General features: G+C 72.9%; 16 protein-coding genes and 1 tRNA gene. 8 read left to right on the forward strand and 9 right to left on the reverse strand.

Annotated elements, in window-relative coordinates; all coding sequences use genetic code 11:
- Nucleotides 1-6: 6 nt before the first annotated feature.
- Complete coding sequence (locus IRY44_RS10425; RefSeq protein WP_026267912.1) at nucleotides 7-795, reverse strand: DUF3662 and FHA domain-containing protein; 789 nt, start codon at nucleotides 793-795, stop codon at nucleotides 7-9.
- A 209-nt stretch (nucleotides 796-1,004) separates the two neighbouring features.
- On the opposite strand from IRY44_RS10425, the gene IRY44_RS10430 reads away from it, so the two are divergent.
- From IRY44_RS10430 to IRY44_RS10445, 4 genes are all read left to right on the forward strand, one after another.
- Nucleotides 1,005-1,090, forward strand: a tRNA-Leu gene (locus IRY44_RS10430).
- Nucleotides 1,091-1,161: 71 nt separating this feature from the next.
- A complete protein-coding gene (locus tag IRY44_RS10435; protein ID WP_194800230.1) occupies nucleotides 1,162-2,271 on the forward strand; it encodes an NAD-dependent epimerase/dehydratase family protein in 1,110 nt (369 codons plus the stop codon).
- Nucleotides 2,268-3,074 carry a WecB/TagA/CpsF family glycosyltransferase gene (locus IRY44_RS10440; RefSeq protein WP_194800231.1) on the forward strand — a complete coding sequence of 269 codons (807 nt, stop codon included), beginning with the start codon at nucleotides 2,268-2,270 and terminating at the stop codon, nucleotides 3,072-3,074. Before IRY44_RS10435 ends, IRY44_RS10440 begins: the two co-directional genes overlap by 4 nt.
- Before the next feature lie 90 nt (nucleotides 3,075-3,164).
- Entirely contained in the window at nucleotides 3,165-3,767 is a 603-nt protein-coding gene (locus IRY44_RS10445; protein ID WP_194800232.1) for a hypothetical protein, read from the forward strand.
- Here IRY44_RS10445 and IRY44_RS10450 read toward each other — a convergent pair.
- The 3 genes from IRY44_RS10450 to IRY44_RS10460 form a co-directional block, all read right to left on the reverse strand.
- The gene (locus IRY44_RS10450) at nucleotides 3,735-4,133 is read right to left on the reverse strand and encodes a hypothetical protein (RefSeq protein WP_194800233.1); all 399 of its coding nucleotides are present in this window, start codon (nucleotides 4,131-4,133) and stop codon (nucleotides 3,735-3,737) included. The two genes, IRY44_RS10445 and IRY44_RS10450, sit on opposite strands and share 33 nt — an antisense overlap.
- A gap of 149 nt (nucleotides 4,134-4,282) precedes the next feature.
- On the reverse strand, nucleotides 4,283-4,504 hold the full coding sequence (locus tag IRY44_RS10455) for a DUF397 domain-containing protein (RefSeq protein ID WP_194800234.1): 222 nt from the start codon (nucleotides 4,502-4,504) through the stop codon (nucleotides 4,283-4,285).
- Entirely contained in the window at nucleotides 4,474-5,355 is an 882-nt protein-coding gene (locus IRY44_RS10460; protein ID WP_194800235.1) for a helix-turn-helix transcriptional regulator, read from the reverse strand. The genes IRY44_RS10455 and IRY44_RS10460 overlap by 31 nt, the downstream gene beginning before the upstream one ends.
- 617 nt (nucleotides 5,356-5,972) lie before the next feature.
- Between IRY44_RS10460 and IRY44_RS10465 the strand changes: the two genes are divergently transcribed.
- Nucleotides 5,973-6,260 (forward strand): hypothetical protein, encoded by a 288-nt coding sequence (locus IRY44_RS10465; protein WP_018785581.1) that lies wholly within the window; start codon nucleotides 5,973-5,975, stop codon nucleotides 6,258-6,260.
- A gap of 98 nt (nucleotides 6,261-6,358) precedes the next feature.
- Nucleotides 6,359-6,838 (forward strand): hypothetical protein, encoded by a 480-nt coding sequence (locus IRY44_RS10470; protein WP_194800236.1) that lies wholly within the window; start codon nucleotides 6,359-6,361, stop codon nucleotides 6,836-6,838.
- Between the two features lie 35 nt (nucleotides 6,839-6,873).
- Here IRY44_RS10470 and IRY44_RS10475 read toward each other — a convergent pair whose 3' ends face one another.
- Complete coding sequence (locus tag IRY44_RS10475; protein WP_194800237.1) at nucleotides 6,874-7,800, reverse strand: PASTA domain-containing protein; 927 nt, start codon at nucleotides 7,798-7,800, stop codon at nucleotides 6,874-6,876.
- A gap of 97 nt (nucleotides 7,801-7,897) precedes the next feature.
- Complete coding sequence (locus IRY44_RS10480) at nucleotides 7,898-8,569, reverse strand: PASTA domain-containing protein (RefSeq protein ID WP_228531852.1); 672 nt, start codon at nucleotides 8,567-8,569, stop codon at nucleotides 7,898-7,900.
- 103 nt (nucleotides 8,570-8,672) lie between these two features.
- Here IRY44_RS10480 and IRY44_RS10485 point away from each other — a divergent pair, with 103 nt between their 5' ends.
- Nucleotides 8,673-10,148, forward strand: a complete 1,476-nt coding sequence (locus IRY44_RS10485) for a hypothetical protein (RefSeq protein WP_194800239.1) — start codon at nucleotides 8,673-8,675, stop codon at nucleotides 10,146-10,148.
- Nucleotides 10,149-10,314: 166 nt separating this feature from the next.
- Here IRY44_RS10485 and IRY44_RS10490 read toward each other — a convergent pair whose 3' ends face one another.
- Nucleotides 10,315-11,793 carry a glutamate--cysteine ligase gene (locus IRY44_RS10490; RefSeq protein ID WP_194800240.1) on the reverse strand — a complete coding sequence of 493 codons (1,479 nt, stop codon included), beginning with the start codon at nucleotides 11,791-11,793 and terminating at the stop codon, nucleotides 10,315-10,317.
- A gap of 253 nt (nucleotides 11,794-12,046) precedes the next feature.
- Nucleotides 12,047-12,628: a YceI family protein gene (locus IRY44_RS10495; RefSeq protein ID WP_194800241.1), complete on the reverse strand. Its 582-nt coding sequence runs from the start codon at nucleotides 12,626-12,628 to the stop codon at nucleotides 12,047-12,049.
- Between the two features lie 101 nt (nucleotides 12,629-12,729).
- On the opposite strand from IRY44_RS10495, the gene IRY44_RS10500 reads away from it, so the two are divergent.
- Nucleotides 12,730-13,221, forward strand: a complete 492-nt coding sequence (locus IRY44_RS10500; RefSeq protein ID WP_194800242.1) for a MarR family winged helix-turn-helix transcriptional regulator — start codon at nucleotides 12,730-12,732, stop codon at nucleotides 13,219-13,221.
- Nucleotides 13,222-13,489: 268 nt separating this feature from the next.
- On the opposite strand, the gene IRY44_RS10505 is transcribed toward IRY44_RS10500, so the two are convergent.
- Nucleotides 13,490-16,021, reverse strand: coding sequence for a helix-turn-helix domain-containing protein (locus IRY44_RS10505; RefSeq protein ID WP_194800243.1), 2,532 nt, complete (start codon nucleotides 16,019-16,021; stop codon nucleotides 13,490-13,492).
- Between the last annotated feature and the right edge of the window lie 83 nt (nucleotides 16,022-16,104).

Raw genomic sequence — 16,104 nt, forward strand, 5'->3', positions numbered from 1 at the left:
CGCGGGTCAGCCGTCCACGCGGAAGGTCAGCGTCGTGGTGCCGAGCTGGATCATGTCGCCGGGGTTGAGGGCGACCGCCGACACCCGCTGGCCGTTGACCATCGTGCCGTTGGTGGAGCCCAGGTCGGTCAGCACCACCTGGCCGCCGTCGAAGTCCAGCCGGGCGTGGCGCCGGGAGATGCCGACGTCGGGCAGGCGCAGGTTGGCCTGGTCGCCGCGGCCGATCACGGTCGAGCCCATCTGGAGCGGGTAGGTGCGGCCGTCGCCGGAGACCAAGCGGACGTTGCGGCCACCGCCGTGACCGGGCGGAGGGCCGTAGCCGCCACCCTGGTCGTACGCCGGGTACGCCGGGCCGGCGTCGTAGCCGCCGGGCGCGGAGACCGGGGCGACGTCGCCGCCGGTGTACACCTCGGCGGTGACCCGGAACATGCCGGTGTCCAGGCCTTCACCGCGTTCGACCTCGACGATCACGTCGCCGTAGACCGTCCACGCCTGCTCGCCGATGAACTCGGCCTGCGACTGCGCCAGCTCCTGGGCCAGCGCGGCAGCGTACGGCGCCAGCCGACTGTGGTCGTAGGGCGAGAGATCGATCACGTAGCGGTTGGGCACAAGGGTGCGCCCACCGGCCAGGATCGCCTTGTGCGCCTCGGCCTCCCGCTGCATGGCGTTGAGGATCTCCACGGGGTGGACCACCCCTTTGAAGACCTTGGCGAAGGCCCCCTCGACCAGGCCTTCCAGACGCTTCTCGAAGCGTTGCAGCACGCTCACCGGCTCCTCCTCGGGTCCCGAGGCAATGATGGTATCCGGACACCGCCTCCGCAGCTCACACGCCGCTCGGCCGGCTGCCGTCGGCCCGTTCGTGACCAGGCCCGCGAGCGTGCTAAAGTTTCGCCCGCCACGAGCGGTGATCGTTCGTGGCGTGGCCAGTGGACAGCGTAATATGTCCCGGCACCCGCCGCAGATGGCGGGCGCGGGATGCGATATGGTGTTCCGGGTCGTGCCACGGGGATGTGGCGGAATGGCAGACGCGCACGGTTCAGGTCCGTGTGTCCGAAAGGACGTGGGGGTTCAACTCCCCCCATCCCCACCAGAACAAGGGCTCCGCACACAGCGGGGCCCTTGCTTCGTATCGGGGCGTTCCGGACGTCACGCTATGCTCCGATGGTTTCCCTGCCTCCCACGGACCAGGAGTGGCGTGTGACTGTCGCGTTGGTGACCGGTTCCGGCGGTCTGATCGGCTCCGAGGCGGCCCGGCACTTCGCCGGACTCGGTCTCGACGTGGTCGGCATCGACAACGACATGCGGCGGTACTTCTTCGGCGAGGACGGCTCGACCGCCTGGAGCCTGGACCGGCTCGCCGCCGACCTCGGCTCCGCGTACACCCACCACGCCGTCGACATCCGCGACCGCGACGGGCTGGAGCAGGTCTTCAAGCGGTACGGCAAGGACATCGCCGTGGTGATCCACAGCGCCGCCCAGCCGAGCCACGACTGGGCCGCCAAGGAGCCGTTCACCGACTTCGACGTGAACGCCGGCGGCACACTCAACGTGCTGGAGAACACCCGGCGGCACGCGATCGACGCGCCGTTCATCCACTGCTCCACGAACAAGGTGTACGGCGACCGGCCGAACTCGCTCCCGCTGATCGAGCTGGAGACCCGCTACGAGCTGCCCGAGGACCACCGCTGGTACGAAGGCATCACCGAGGACATGTCGATCGACGAGTCGCTGCACTCGATCTTCGGCGCCTCGAAGGTCGCCTCCGACGTGATGGTCCAGGAGTACGGCCGCTACTTCGGCATGAAGACCGCCTGCTTCCGGGGCGGCACGCTGACCGGCCCGGCGCACTCCGCCGCCGAGCTGCACGGCTTCCTGGCGTACCTGATGCGCTGCGTGATGGAGGGCCGGACCTACAACCTCTTCGGCTACAAGGGGAAGATGGTCCGGGACGCGATCCACTCGCACGACGTGCTGACCGCGTTCGAGGCGTTCTTCCGCGAGCCGCGCTCGGCCCAGGTCTACAACCTCGGCGGCGGCCGACACTCCAACACCTCGCACATCGAGGCGTTCCGGGTCGCCCAGGAGATCACCGGCCGCGAGGCCCGGATCAACTACGTCGAGCAGGCCCGCACCGGCGACCACCAGTGGTACGTCAGCAGCATGGCCCGCTTCGAGGAGCACTACCCGTCCTGGAAGATCACGTACGACGTGCCGATGATCCTCCGCGAGATCTACGAGGCGAACGTCGGCAAGTGGGTGCCGAAGGCATGACCACCGGGACCAAGCGCAACGTGCTCGGCGTCGGGGTCGACGCCACCGACTACGCAGGGGCCACCGAGGCCGTCGTGGCGGCCGCGCACGAACGCCGCCCGCTGGCGCTGACCGCGCTCGCCGTGCACGGCGTGATGACCGGCGTGCTCGACCCGGCGCACAACGCCCGGCTCAACTCGTTCGACGTGGTCACCCCCGACGGGCAGCCGGTGCGCTGGGCGCTCAACCTGCTGCACGGCGCCGGGCTCACCGACCGCGTCTACGGGCCGGAGCTGACCCTGCGGGTGCTCGCCCGGTTCGCCGAGGAAGGGCTGCCGGTCTACCTCTACGGCTCCACCGAGGAGACCCTGTCCCGGCTGGTACCGGCGCTGGAGCAGAAGTTCCCCGCGCTGAAGATCGCCGGGGTCGAGCCGTCCAAGTTCCGCGCCGCCACCCCCGGCGAGGACGCCGAGATCGCCGACCGGATCCGGGCCAGCGGTGCCCGCCTCGTCCTGGTCGGGCTCGGCTGCCCGCGCCAGGAGGTCTTCGCGTACGCCATGCGCCCGCTGCTCGACATGCCGCTGATGGCCGTCGGCGCGGCCTTCGACTACCACGCCGGCCTGCTGCGCAACCCACCACCGTGGATGCAGCGCGCCGGGCTGGAGTGGTTCTGGCGGCTCGGCCTGGAACCCAAGCGCCTGTGGCGCCGGTACGTCATCCTCAACCCGGCCTACCTGGCCCGGCTCGCCGCCCAGAAGACCGGCCTGTGGAAGGCCACCCCGCCGGCTCCGGCCACCGGGCGTCCCGCCACGTTCGACATCTGAGCCGCCCCTACCCCTACGGGCCCGGGTACGGGGCGAACCGGGGTGCCGTCCCGGATTCGCCGAACGTCGAAACGGGCAAGGCTAGGGGGCATGGATGACCGTCTCGCCGTACTGCTTCCCGTCGCCGCCGTCTGGCTCGCCGCCGGACTGGTCGCGGAGGGCCTGCCCGGGCTCGACCGCGCCTGCGCGCTGCGCCGGCGTACCGGATGGTTGTCCGCCCTGGTGCTGACCGGCCTCGCGCTCACCGCGGCGGTCCTCGCCGTGGGCCTGCAGAGCGCCGGCGACACCACTGTGGACCGGGCCGCCGCCGCGCTCGGCCTCGCGGCCGTGCCGGCAGCGGTGGTGGCGGTCTGCACGGTACGGCGGGTCCGGCGGCTGCGGTCCGGTGCGGGCGCGTTCGCGGCGGCGCCGGGCACCCCCGCCCCGCACGGACTGCGCGCGGCGGCGGCGCACCCGCTGATCGCGCTGCCGCTCCAGGCGACGGCGATCGCGGTGCTGGTGGCGGTGCTGCCGGCGGCCGGGGTCGACCTGTTCGCCGCGCCGGGCGTCGCCGGCCCGGCGATCACCGTCGGGGTGCTCGGCGTGTGCGCGATCGGGGTACGCCACGCGCTGCGGCACAACCGGCTCGCCGAGCGGGCCATGCCGGCCGCCGAGGCGGTGTCAGCGCGACCGGCTCGCGCCCTGCACGTATAGCAGCTCCAGGATCGCGCGGGTCGCCTCGAACCAGCGATCCAGCCAGCCGGGCGGAGGCACGCTGCCCTTCGGGGGCAGCTCCATCAGCAGGCCGCGCAGCAGCGGGTGGTCCACCAGGGACTCCTGCTGCTCGAGCGGCCAGCCGCTCGGCGGGAAGGACGGCTCGGTCAGCGGGTTGGGGTCCAGCGACGGCAGGGACAGCGGCGCCGCTGCCTGCTCGGGGACGCCACCCTCGCGGGTGTCGTCGCCGTCACCGGAGACCACCTCGGTGAGGACGGTGTCCCGGCGGGCACCCCGGTACTTGCCACCGAACCGCTCGGGCTTGCCCGGGCCGCTGGTGAGGTTCTCTGAACCGATCGTCGTCATCCGTCTCGCCTGCCTTGTTCGGTTGCCGATCCGTGCGGTTCAACGAGGCGGATCGGAACTGGCGACGGGTGCCCGCCGCGGCGCGGGTACGCGGACGCGAATGGTCCCGCCCGGCGGCGCTGCCGGGCGGGACCACATCTCGGTGCCGGTCAGCTCCGGCCGAACACGCCGTTCCGGGCGCGGGCGACGAAGGCGTGCCAGTCACCCGGAGCGAAGACCAGGGCCGGGCCGGTCTTGTCCTTCGAGTCCCGCACTCCGACCACCCCGGTCACGTACGCGACCTCGACGCAGTTGTCGCAGTTCGGCCCGCTCTTCGAGCTCTTGAACCACGTCGCCTGCGTCAGGTCCACGGGGAACTCCTTGGTCGCCATTTCCACAGTGGCTCCTCTGCCAGTTTCGCGATGTGTGCGACGGACTCCTCCGGGCGCATGGCCGCTGCTCGAATGTGATCGAAGATGAAGCTGTACTTCTGCAGTTCGTCACTCTTCTCCAGGAAGAGCCCACCCGTGGCGTTCTCCGCGTACACGACATCGGGATCACTCGGCTCGGGGAAGCTGAGGATCGTGAAGGTCCCGTCCATGCCGGCGTGCGCTCCCACCTCGAAGGGCAGGACCTGCACTGTCACGTTCGGCAGTTCGGCCACCTCCACCAACCGCTTGAGCTGACCACGCATCACCGCGTCGCCGCCAACCGGCCGGCTCAGCACCGCCTCATCGAGCACCACCCACAGATCGACCGGATCGTCCTGCGTCAACAACGACTGACGGCCCAGACGGACACGCACCCGTTGGTCGACCTGTTCGTCGGTGAAGTCCGGCCGGGCCGCCCGGATCATCGCGCTCGCGTACTCCTCGGTCTCCAGCAGGCCGGGCACCACCTGCTGCTCGTACGCCCGGATGGAGCTGGCCGCCGCCTCCAGGCCGACGTACGCGCCGACGAGAACCGTGCTGTACGGATGCCACCAGCCCTTCTGCCGGGCCTCCCGGGCGATCTGCACCAGCTCGTCGCTCTCCGCGCCGACGACACCGTAGATGCGCAGCATGTCGCGGACGTCGCGCGGGGTCGCCGTGGTGTGGCCGGTCTCGATCCGGGAGATCTTCGACGCCGAGCACTCCAGCTGCTCGGCGACGACTTCGATGGTGATGCCCGCCGCCTCCCGCTGCCGGCGGAGTTCCGCACCCAGCCGGCGCCGCCGGATGGTGGGGCTGCGCCGTTCACTCACGGTGCCGTCCATCGGATTGCGGGACCACGCTTCACAGTCACCCGGCTACCTCCGGTCGGTCGCGCCCCGGTGCGGCTCCCACCGCGGGCGCGACCGGCGAGCGGCGGGTGTCGTTCGCGGCAGGGGGTGGTGCCGGTCGTCGACCGGCCGCGACGGGCGAAACCGGCGTCCAGTGTGCCGCTCAGATACCTGACGCTTCAAGTTTCGCCGTTTGCGTGTCCGACTCACCTATCGGCAAAAGTCGACGTGCAACTTGCATGTCGCACGTCCCTGATGCAGTCTGTCCGTATGGCACGGGTTACTCACCGTCTTCGCTTGATCTCCGGGCGTGGTGACACCACGGTCCGTGGGACGGCCGGAGGGGAGCCGTCCCGCGCAGTGCGACCTGCCCCGGAATGAAGACCCCGTCGCTGCACGCCAGTTTGGCTGCGGCGGCGGGAGCGGTAACCGGGAGCAGCCGGGTGATGGTCGGGTGGCGGTCCGCCACCGTGGGTACGGCCCGACCAGCACCGACCCACCGACCGCCGGTCCACGAGGCAGACCCCCCGTCACCGGACCGCACCCGACCCCCGTTTCAGCCTCGCCGGTCCCGCCGGCCGACCTTCCCAGGAGCCCATGTGCTTCCCCGCTCCGGTGACGTACTGCACGTGACTCGCGCGGCGAGTGTCCAGTTCCTCCGACCGATCATGTTCCGGGTGATCCGGGTGCTCGACTGGCCGACCTACGACGGTTGGCTCTGGCTCGACGGCTACGAGTTGAACGCGGCGGGGGACGCGGTCAACCGGAGGTCGATCTTCGTACTCCAGGAGGGGTTGCGGCAGCTCCAAGCCGCGCCGGCTCCGCGTCAGCACACCGTGCGGACGGCCCGCCGCCCGGTGGTCCGGACTCCGGTCCGGGTCGGCTGACCTGACGATTCCCGGCCGGGAGGGCGTGCCGTCGCCATAGAATCGGTACGCCCACCCCGGCACGTTCCACCCCGCGCGCCACGGACCCTGAACCTGGGATGGTCATGGTCAACTTGCCCGCCGCGCGCCGGCACCACCGGTCCCGTATCGGCTATGCCCTCGGGCTCTTCCTCTTCCTCGTCACCGCGACCGCCCTCGCGCTCGCGGTCCGTCACCCCGCCTTCTCCGCCACCCAGCAGCTCGCCGAGCCCGTACCGGCACCGGAGATCACCGTGGCCGGCGAGGACGGCCGGACGGACTCCGACGCGGCCACGACCGATACGACCGATTCCGATACGGCCCACTCGGATGCCGCCGGGTCCGATGCGATCGACGACGAGGACGGCGAGGCCGCCGACCCGCCGGAGGACGACGACGACCGGGCCTCGGGTACCGGGGGCGGGGAGGGCACGCTCGCCGAGCGGCCCACCGCTGTCACCGACGACCTCAGCCGGTCGCTGTTCTACTCCGGGCTGCTCGGGCTCGCCATCTCACTGGCCGGACTGGGCCTGGTCGGCACCCGCAGACGCCAGTGGTGATCGTGGCGGCGCCGGCCAGGGCGTCTCGGTGATCGTCAGGGCGTCGTGGTCGTCGCCGGGGCGGAGCCCGGGGTGCTCGGGCCGCTCGTCGGTGGCGCGGGTACGGCCACCACGATCGTGACCCGTTCGTCCTCGCCCACCGGGTAACCGGCCTCGGGATCGGTGGAGATCACCGTGCCGGCCGGGCGATCCGACGCCCGCCGCTGCACCCGGTAGTCCAGGTCCAGCCGGTCGAGCGCCGCCCGGGCGGCGGCCTCCGGCAGCCCCACCAGCGGTGGCATCGGCACCTCGGCCGGGGCGGTCGTGGCCGGCGCCGTACTCGGCGGTGAACTGCTCGGCGCGGCGCTGGTCGGGGCGGCGCTGGTCGGGGCGGCGCTCGTCTGCGCCGAGATGCTCGGCACCGGCGGGCCCGGATCGGAGTTCCGGTCGGCGGCACGCAACGCCAGCCACACCCCCACCCCGATCAACCCGAGCAGGAGCAGCGCCATGATGCCCAGCAGGATCGGCATCCACCAGCGGCGCCCGGCCTGCTCGTCGCCGTAGTACTCGCCGCCGGGCTCGGGGTAGCCCGCCGGACGCGGTGGAGGTACGCCGGCCCGCCCGGACCAGGCACCCACCGGTTCCTGCGCGGCGGTCGCGTCGAGCGGGCGGCGCGGGCCACCCGGCCCTTCCGGGCCTGCCTGTCCTGCCGGGCCGCCGGGCAACGGACGGGCGGCGTCGCCCGCGTTCCGCGGCATCGCGCGGGTCGCCTCCACGTCCTCCTCGCCTGCGTTCCTCGGCAGCGCCCGGGTCGCGTCCGCGTCGTGCCCGGCCGCGTCCCGGGGCATCGCGCGGGTGACGTCGGCGTCCTCCCCGGCGGCGTTCCTCGGCATCGCCCGCGTGGCATCCGCGTCCGGCTCGGGAGGCAGCGCCCGGGTCGCGTCCGCGTCACCGGCGGGTGGTTCCTGACGGTCGTCGCTCATGGCACGTCCTTTCCCCACCGGGACGGGGCGCACGGCCCTCGATCGTCCACCGTAGCGGGCCACGGCGACACCGGCCGGGATCAGCGCGCCGCGCCGGTCAGAGAGTCGGCGACGGGGAGACCGTCGGCGGCGTGGACGCCCGGTCCCCGCAGGTGAGGGTCACCTGGTCGTTCCACCGGGCGGTACTGCCGGCCACCGGCACCTGTGCCGTGACCGGACCCTGCCGGCCGGTGGCGTACCGGGGATAGAGGCCCGCCTCCACCAGATCGTCTGCCGCGTCGGAGCAGGACAGCATGCCCACGTCCGGCACGCTCACGGCCGGCGCCGGCCCGGAGACCCACACGGTGACAGTGGTGCCGCGCTTCACCGGAGTGCCCGGAGCCGGTGAGGCGCGCTCCACGGTGCGTCCGCTGCCCGTACCGAAGACCAGTCGCCAACCGAGGCGGCGCTCGCGCAGGTCCCGGCGGGCCTGCTCGAAGTCGACGCCCACCACCTCGGGCACGGTGAGCCCGGCCGGGGCGCTGGTGCGCGTACCGGATGATGGGGCGGCGGTGGTCGGCGGCGCCGTGGTCGGGGAGGCCGATGTGGACGCGGCGGCGGGCGGAGCGGAGTCGCCGGGCGCGGCCGAGCGCTCCGGCTCACCGGCGAGGATCCACCCGACGCTGGCGCCGATCACGGCCAGCAGGACCACTGCCACACCACCACCGAGGAGCAGCCTGCCCCGCCCCGGCCCGGTGCCGTCGCCCGCCGGTTGCCGCTCGTCCGTCATGCTCCCCCGCCCGATCATCGACGACCGTATCCCTTGCTCACTGACGGTCACGGCCAGTCGTTACGACTCGCCGCGCCGACCACGGGACGTTACGCTCCCCGGCATGGTCAGACGGGGCTGGGGAGGATCGACAGCCGCCGCGCTCGGCGTCGCCGCCGGCGCGGGCGCCGCGCAGCTCGGTTTCGGGTACGGGCTGGGCATCATCAACTGGGTGCCGGACGGCGCGGTACGGGCCGAGGCGGCCTGGGTGGCGAGCCTCGCCTGGGCGACCTGGATCGCGGCGACATCGGTCATCGTCGGTGCGGTCTGCGCCCAGCGCCTGCGTGGTGGCACCGACGAGTCGCCGGGCACGCTGCCCCGGCTCGGCCTGGCGCTCGCCGCGGGTGTCGGCGCGATCGTCACCGTCCTGCTGGTGGCGGTACCCGCGCGGGCGGCCCGGGTGCCGGACGTCTCCTCGCCGCAGGCTGTCGCCGCCGCGTACGCGGGCGCGGGGCTGGTGCTCGGCGTACTGCTCGCCGTCTGGGCGCTGCACACCCGCGCCGCCGCCACCAACCTGATCGCCACCACCGGCTGGCTCTGGCTGCTCGCGGTGGTGTCGGTGGTCGACGGGGTGGTCGCCGGCCGTGGCCTGACCACCGCTCAGCTCGGGATCTGGCAGATCAGCGCGGACCGTGGCGCGTTCTGGATCCGCGACTACTTCTACTGGCCCGGGGCGCTGCTGTCGGTGCTCTCCGCACTGGTGATCGGCCTGGTGGCGGCCCGTCGAGCCGCCCGCGCACCGGAGATCCGGGTCGGCGCGGCAGCCTCCGGGGCGGCCGGACCGCTGCTCGTCGCGCTGGCGTACCTGCTCGCCGTGCCGCGCCTGGCCGGGATCGCCGCGGAGCAGTTGTCGGCCCACCTGATCGCCCCGTACGCGGTGATGGCCGGTGTCGGCGGCTCGATGGTGATGGCCGCGCTGGCCCAGCGTGCCGAGCGCCGGAGCGCCGAGCGGGTGGCACTGCCCCGCCAGCGCACCGGCGAGCCGGACGAGATCAGCGGGGATGCCTCGCCCACCACCGCTGAACCGGGCGGGCCGGACGGGCCGTTGCCGGGCAGCTCGACGTCGGGCCGATCAGGCGCGGCGCCATCGAAGCGGGCGGGCACGTCGACGGCAAGCGTGTCGGATTCGGCCTCGTCGGACGCGTCGGCCGGCGCGCTCCGGGATGCGGCAGTGGAAGACGAGCCAGGCGTGGCGTCCGTCCGGACGGAGACGGATCGGGGACGTGCCACCCGGTCGACCACCGGCCGCCGAGGCCGGGCCGTGCCACCGCAGCGGCAACCCGAGTCACCCACGCAGGCCGGCTCGCACGACAAGGGCTCACCCGCCGACGACCCGAACCCGCGAAGCACGACGGCCGCGTCGCAGGACGACTCCTCGTCCTCGACCCGCTCGTCGGGCCGGACCGGTTCCTCGTCCCCAACCGGTTCGTCAGGCCGGACCGGTTCCTCGTCCCCGACCGGCTCGTCAGGCCAGACCGGTTCGTCGGGCCAGGCCGACCCGCCGGCGCCCACCGAGACCACCCGCCGCCGTGGTCGCTGAGACCCCACCCGCCCAGCCCGCACGTCACCTCGGCCGCTGAGCCACCCGCACGCCCGCATCGATCTTGGAGTTGTGGCACCTCACAAAACTCCCATTCGGAATATTCAAGGTGCCACAACTCCAAGATCGACGAGGCGCGGAGGGCCGGGGTGAGGGCGGCAGGGGACTAGTCGACCGGCCAGGTGTGGACGGGCTCGTTGCCGCGCTGGAGTTCGGCGTACCTCTGGACCATGTGGTGCAGCGCGGCCTCCCGGTCCAGCCCCCGGTTCCGCTCGGCCGTCCACACCGTCTCGGTCTGCCAGACCGCGCCGTTGCGGCCGGTACGGCAGCGGCCCTCGATCACGCCGAGCAGGCGGTCCCGTTCGGCCGGGGCGACACCGAACCGGTCCAGCCCCTGCGCGGCCACCGGCAGCAGCGTGTCGAGCACGAGCGTGGTCACCGGCACGTCGCCGAGCCGGGGCCAGTGCAGGACCGCCTCGATGCCGCGCCGGGCGGCGGCGTGGAAGTTCTCCTCCGCGGAGCTGAACGTCAGCTGGCTCCAGATCGGACGGTCCGACTCGGCGAGGCCGCGGGCCAGCCCGAAGTAGAACGCCGCGTTTGCGAGCATGTCCACCACCGTCGGGCCGGCGGGCAGCACGCGGTTCTCCACCCGCAGGTGCGGGCGGTCGTTCATGATGTCGTAGACCGGTCGGTTCCAGCGGTAGACGGTGCCGTTGTGCAGCCGCAGCTCACCGAGTTTGGGCACACCACCGGCGTGCAGCACCTCGACCGGGTCCTCCTCCTCGCAGATGGGCAGCAGCGGGGGGAAGTAGCGGACGTTCTCCTCGAACAGGTCGAAGATCGAGGTGATCCAGCGCTCGCCGAACCACACGCGGGGGCGTACGCCCTGGGCCTTCAGCTCGTCCGGGCGGGTGTCGGTGGCCTGCTGGAACAGCGCGATCCGGGTCTCCGCCCAGAGTTGCCGGCCGTAGAGGAACGGCGAGTTGGCGCCGACGGCGACCTGCACGCCGGCGATGGCCTGGGAGGCGTTCCAGTAGTCGGCGAAGCTGTCCGGCGCGACCTGGAGGTGGAACTGGAGGCTGGTGCATGCGGCCTCCGGCGCGATCGAGTCGGTGTGCGTACGCAGCCGCTCGACGCCGTTGATGTCCAGCTCGATGTCCTCGCCGCGGGCGCCGACGATCTGGTCGTTGAGGACGCGGTACCGCTCGTTGGTGGAAAGGTTGTCCGCGACCAGGTGGCGTTCGGTGAGCGTGGGCAGGATGCCGACCATCATGATCGTCGCGTCGGACTTGGCGGCCCGCTCGTCGGCGCGGCTGAGGCTGCTGCGCAGGTCCTGCTCGTAGTCGGCGAAGCCGCTGCCCTCGATGAGCCGGGGCGAGGCGTTCAGTTCGAGGTTGAACTGCCCCAGCTCGGTCTGGAACAGCGGGTCGGCGATGTCGGCGAGGATCTGGTCGTTGCGCATGGCCGGTTCGGCGGCGGCGTCGATCAGGTTCAGCTCGATCTCCAGCCCGGTCATCGGGCGGTCGGCGTCGAAGCCGAAGTCGTCGAGCATCAGCGCGAAGACGTCCAGGCACCGTCGGACCTTCTGCCGGTAGCGGACCCGATCCTCGCGGGAGAAGGCGCCCTGCTCGACGTCTGTGCCCATGTGTCCTCCCGGCGCTGGTGCGACGGAACCGTACCGTTCCGCAACGCATTGTGAACCATTCGCGTGGTGGGCGTAAGTGCGCCCGCCCCGCCACCCGGCTGGACGGGCGACAGGTCTGCACCTGTACCCCGTCGCGGCCGTCACCAGCGCGTCAGTGCGGAGAACTTCGCGTGACGATTCGCACCGCCAGGCGTACGCGAGAAGGGCCCGCACCGTCGGCGGACGGTGCGGGCCCCACGGGCCGGTGCCGGGCTCAGCCCTGGCGGATGGCCTCACCCTCGATCTCGATCTTGACCTTGCGGCCGACCAGGACGCCGCCGGTCTCCAGCGCCACGTTCCAGGTCAGACCGAAGTCCTCCCGGTCGATCTCGGTGGAGGCGGAGAAGCCGAAGATGTCCTGGCCGAACGGGCTGCGGCCGACGCCCTCGAACTCCACCTCGAGCTCGACCTGGCGGGTCACGCCCTTGATGGTCAGCTCGCCGACGAGCACGAACTCGTTGCCGTCGCGGGACTTCACCTCGGTGCTGCGGAACTCCAGCGTCGGGTACTGCTCCGCGTCGAGGAACTCGGGGCTGCGCAGGTGCGCGTCGCGGTCCGCCTGGGCGGTGTTGATGCTGGCCGCCTGGATGCTGGCGGTGACCGTGGACTGCATCGGGTCGTCGGCGACGGTGATGGTGGCGGTCGCGTCGGCGAACTCACCGCGTACCTTGCTGACCATCATGTGCCGCGCGACGAAGCCGACACGCTTGTGCGCGGCGTCCAGCACGTAGGTGCCGGGAGCGGGGATGGTGAGACCCTCCCAGTCGCGGGTAGTCGGCTCGGTGCTGCTGGTCATGATGCTCTCCTCCGGAGAAGAATGTTTAGGAGCCCAACGACTGACTGAGCAACTATAGTCATAGCAATATTCCCCGTGTCAAGTGTTGCTAGGATGGTGGCGTGGACCAGAACGTGTTCGACGACCCCCGGATCACTGCCGTCGGCCTGCTCGTCGAGGCGCACGCCGGGCTCGCCGCCCGGTTCGCCGCCCAGTTCGAGGAGCACGGCCTCTCCCCGGTCGAGTTCGAGGTGCTGACCCGGCTCGCCCGCTCACCCAACAACCAGCTGCGGATGACCGACCTGGCCGCGCAGACCTCACTCTCCACCAGCGGCGTGACCCGCGTGGTGGACCGGATGGAACGGGACGGGCTGATCTGCCGGCGTGCCTGCCCGTCCGACCGGCGCAGCTCCTTCGCGGTGGTCACCACTGCCGGACTCGGCCGCCTGGACGACGTCCTGCCCGGTCACCTGAAGATCATCGAGCAGTGGTTCACCAGCCAGCTCGACCCGGCACAGCTCGACGGGCTGCTGGACGGGCTGCGCCGGGTACGCGACGCGGTTCATCCGGGTGCCACCGCCGGCAGCACCGAACCGGCCGAGGACGCCGCCTGACCGGACGTGCTCAGCCGCCGACTACCCACCGGTCACCGGCAGAATGACCGGCAGAACCGCCCCAACGGCCGGACAAAGCGGTCTACATACTCACGAATCGATCGTTCGGCCTCGGTAGTCTTCCGGCAGCGGGGGGCACCGGGGGGTGCTGGCGCGAGCGTGGAGCGAGGGGCAGCACCAGGGGGCTACTTCGCTCGCGCCACCCCCGCGCCCTCCGCCTCCCAGTGCCCCGCCGACAGGCCGGCGACCGCCGCGGCGTCGTCGACGTTCATCGCCGCCGTCGGGCCGAAAGGGAGAACAGCAACTCCTCCTCCTGCGGCAGCAGGCTGACGCCTGTCACCTGCCGCGCCGTGTCCAGCCGGTCCAGCACGGCCGGGTCGGCGGTACTGACCGCCAGCCCCACCAGCGCCTCCACCAGATCCCGCCGGTCGGCGACACCCTCCGCCGCGTCGGCGGTCGCGGCGAACCACTCCGCCGCCACCTCCCGGTCTCCCCGGCGCAGCGCCACGTGCCCCTCGATCAACCCGCGCAACGCGTCCTCGGTGCGCACGTCCCCACCCGAGCCGGGCAGGTCGAGCATCTCCACAGCCGGTGGCCGGCGCCGGCCCGGCACCGCGCCCGACGGCCACAGCTCGGCCACCGTGGCCAGCGCCTCGTCCGTACGCCCGGCGTGGGCGAGGGCCAGCCCGACCGCGCCGATCGTCCGGCGCCGCCGCCCCGGATCGCCCAGCTCCGCGAGCGCGGCCGCCACCCGGCGCCCCTGCTCGGCCGCCTCGGCGTACCGGCCCTCCAGGCGGGTCAGCTCGGCCTGATCGGCCCGCGCCAGCACACGCAGACGCTGGTCACCGCACTGCGCCGCCAGGCGATCGACGGTGGCCAGCCGCCGCCGGGCGCCGGCCAGCCGAGCTTCCCGTACGTCGTGCCAGGTCAGGTGCGCCTGGGCGACGGCCATCTCGCGTACCCGGTGGTGCCGGGTGGCCGCCGCGAGCGCGGCCTCGGCCTGCTCGCGGGCCTCGTCGTGCGCGCCGAGCCCGGGCAGGAGCGCGCAGAGCACGGACCGGGCGGACAGTTCGCCTGTCACGTCGCCCGCCTCGGTGAAGACGACCAGGGCGGCCCGCACGCCCGGAAGTTCCTCCGCGCCCGCGCCGTGCTCGGCGGCGAGCCGGGCCGCGCCGAGCATCGCCCAGGCGCGCAGCGTGGGCCGGGCACCGGCGGTACGCGGATCGGCCAGCAGTTCCCGCAGCCGGCGCCGGCCGGAGACGTCCCGCCCGCGCAGCCGCCACCAGCGGGGCAGGGAGGCGGCGAGCAGGAGCGCCGTCTCGGGCGCGTGCTCGGCGGCGTACGCCAGCGCCGCGGTGATGTCGCTCGTCGCCTCGTCGAGCACGCGCACCGCGTCGGCCATCCGCGGACCCACAAGCCCCGGCGCGGTGCGGTGGACCAGCCCGGCGACCACCGCGGCGTGCCGCATCCGGATACGGGCGGTCTCGCCGTCGGCGTCGGCCTGCTCCGCGGCGAAGTCACGGACCGCGTCGAGCAGGCGGAACCGGAACGGGCCGGTGCCCCGGACACTCAGCAGGCCCAGCTCGCGCAGCCGGTCCAGCATCGGCGCGGCGTCCCACCGCCGGCCGCCGTCGGCGAGCAGATCCTCGGCCAGCTCGACCGACCAGCGGTTACGGAACGCGGACAGCCGCCGCAGCGCCGCCCGGTCGGCGGGCGCGAGCAGGCGGTAGCTGGTCGCCACCGCGTCGCGCAACGTCACCGTACCGGCGGACGGACCGGCGGGTTCCCAGCCGGGGCGTCCGCCGGTCAGGTCCAGGACACGGTCGCCGTAGCGGTCGAGCAGCTCGGTGACGTCGAGGATGCGTCCCCGTGCCGCCATCAGCTCGATGGCGAGCGGCAGTCCGCCGAGCCGGCGCACGAGCGCGGCGAGCGCCGGCAGCTCGACCGGGGCCGGCGGTTCCGGGCGGACCTGGGCGAGCCGCGCGGCGAACAACGCCGCCGCCGGCCAGCGGTCCAGGTCGGCCCGGTCGGCGGGTACGACGCCGGGGGGCGGTACGTCGAGCGGCGCGACCGGCCGGACCAGCTCGCCGGGCAGGCCGACCGGACGGCGGCCGGTGACAAGCACCCGCAGCGTCGGCACGGCGGCGGTCAGGACGCGCAGCGCCTCGGCCACCGCCCCCGGCGCCCGGTCGACGGCGTCGACGAGCAGCAGCGCCCGCCGGTCGCCGATCCGGCAGGACAGGTCGGCCAGCCGGTTCACGCCGAACATCGACGCCGACGCGGCGAGCACGTCCGGGGTGTCCGAGCCCTCACCCACGAGCACCCCGGCCACGCCCGCCGGGTGCCGGGCCGCCACCGCGTGCGCGACGGTGACGGCGAGCGCGGTCTTCCCCACGCCCGCGAGTCCCACCAGGCTGACCACCGGGTACGCGTCGAGCAGGCCGGACACCTCCGCCACGTCCCGCTCGCGGCCGACCAGCGGTACGGGCTGCGGCAGCGCCACCGGCGGATCCTCGGTGCCGGGGCCGGAAGGGCGGGACGCCGCCGGCCGGGCGGTGTCGACGAACTCCCGCCGCTCGTCCCCGCTCAGGCCGAGCGCGTCGGCCAGCAGGTCGACAGTGGTGCGCTGGGGCCGTACGGCCCGTCCTCGTTCCAGATCGCGGACCGTCCGTACGCCAACGCCGGCCCGGCCCGCCAGCTCGGCCTGGGTCAGGCCGACGGCGAGCCGGTGCCCGCGCAGCAGATCGGACAGACCGGTACGACCGCCTGTGCCCCGCGCACGGTCATGATCCGGAGTCATGGGCACGAAGATTACGGATGGACTCCGACGCTCCACAGCCCATCGTCAACCACCCGACCGTCCACTGCCGATATCCGACAGGA

Source organism: Micromonospora sp. ANENR4 (assembly GCF_015354395.1).
Lineage (GTDB): Bacteria > Actinomycetota > Actinomycetes > Mycobacteriales > Micromonosporaceae > Micromonospora > Micromonospora aurantiaca.

Coding starts and splice junctions, on each gene's coding strand:
- IRY44_RS10480 (WP_228531852.1), bottom strand. CDS start 8,569: ATGACGGACGAGCGGCAACCGGCGGGCGACGGCACCGGGCCGGGGCGG.
- IRY44_RS10495 (WP_194800241.1), bottom strand. CDS start 12,628: ATGACCAGCAGCACCGAGCCGACTACCCGCGACTGGGAGGGTCTCACC.
- IRY44_RS10490 (WP_194800240.1), bottom strand. CDS start 11,793: ATGGGCACAGACGTCGAGCAGGGCGCCTTCTCCCGCGAGGATCGGGTC.
- IRY44_RS10450 (WP_194800233.1), bottom strand. CDS start 4,133: ATGACGACGATCGGTTCAGAGAACCTCACCAGCGGCCCGGGCAAGCCC.
- IRY44_RS10455 (WP_194800234.1), bottom strand. CDS start 4,504: ATGGCGACCAAGGAGTTCCCCGTGGACCTGACGCAGGCGACGTGGTTC.
- IRY44_RS10475 (WP_194800237.1), bottom strand. CDS start 7,800: ATGAGCGACGACCGTCAGGAACCACCCGCCGGTGACGCGGACGCGACC.
- IRY44_RS10440 (WP_194800231.1), top strand. CDS start 2,268: ATGACCACCGGGACCAAGCGCAACGTGCTCGGCGTCGGGGTCGACGCC.
- IRY44_RS10505 (WP_194800243.1), bottom strand. CDS start 16,021: ATGACTCCGGATCATGACCGTGCGCGGGGCACAGGCGGTCGTACCGGT.
- IRY44_RS10445 (WP_194800232.1), top strand. CDS start 3,165: ATGGATGACCGTCTCGCCGTACTGCTTCCCGTCGCCGCCGTCTGGCTC.
- IRY44_RS10485 (WP_194800239.1), top strand. CDS start 8,673: ATGGTCAGACGGGGCTGGGGAGGATCGACAGCCGCCGCGCTCGGCGTC.
- IRY44_RS10435 (WP_194800230.1), top strand. CDS start 1,162: ATGGTTTCCCTGCCTCCCACGGACCAGGAGTGGCGTGTGACTGTCGCG.
- IRY44_RS10470 (WP_194800236.1), top strand. CDS start 6,359: ATGGTCATGGTCAACTTGCCCGCCGCGCGCCGGCACCACCGGTCCCGT.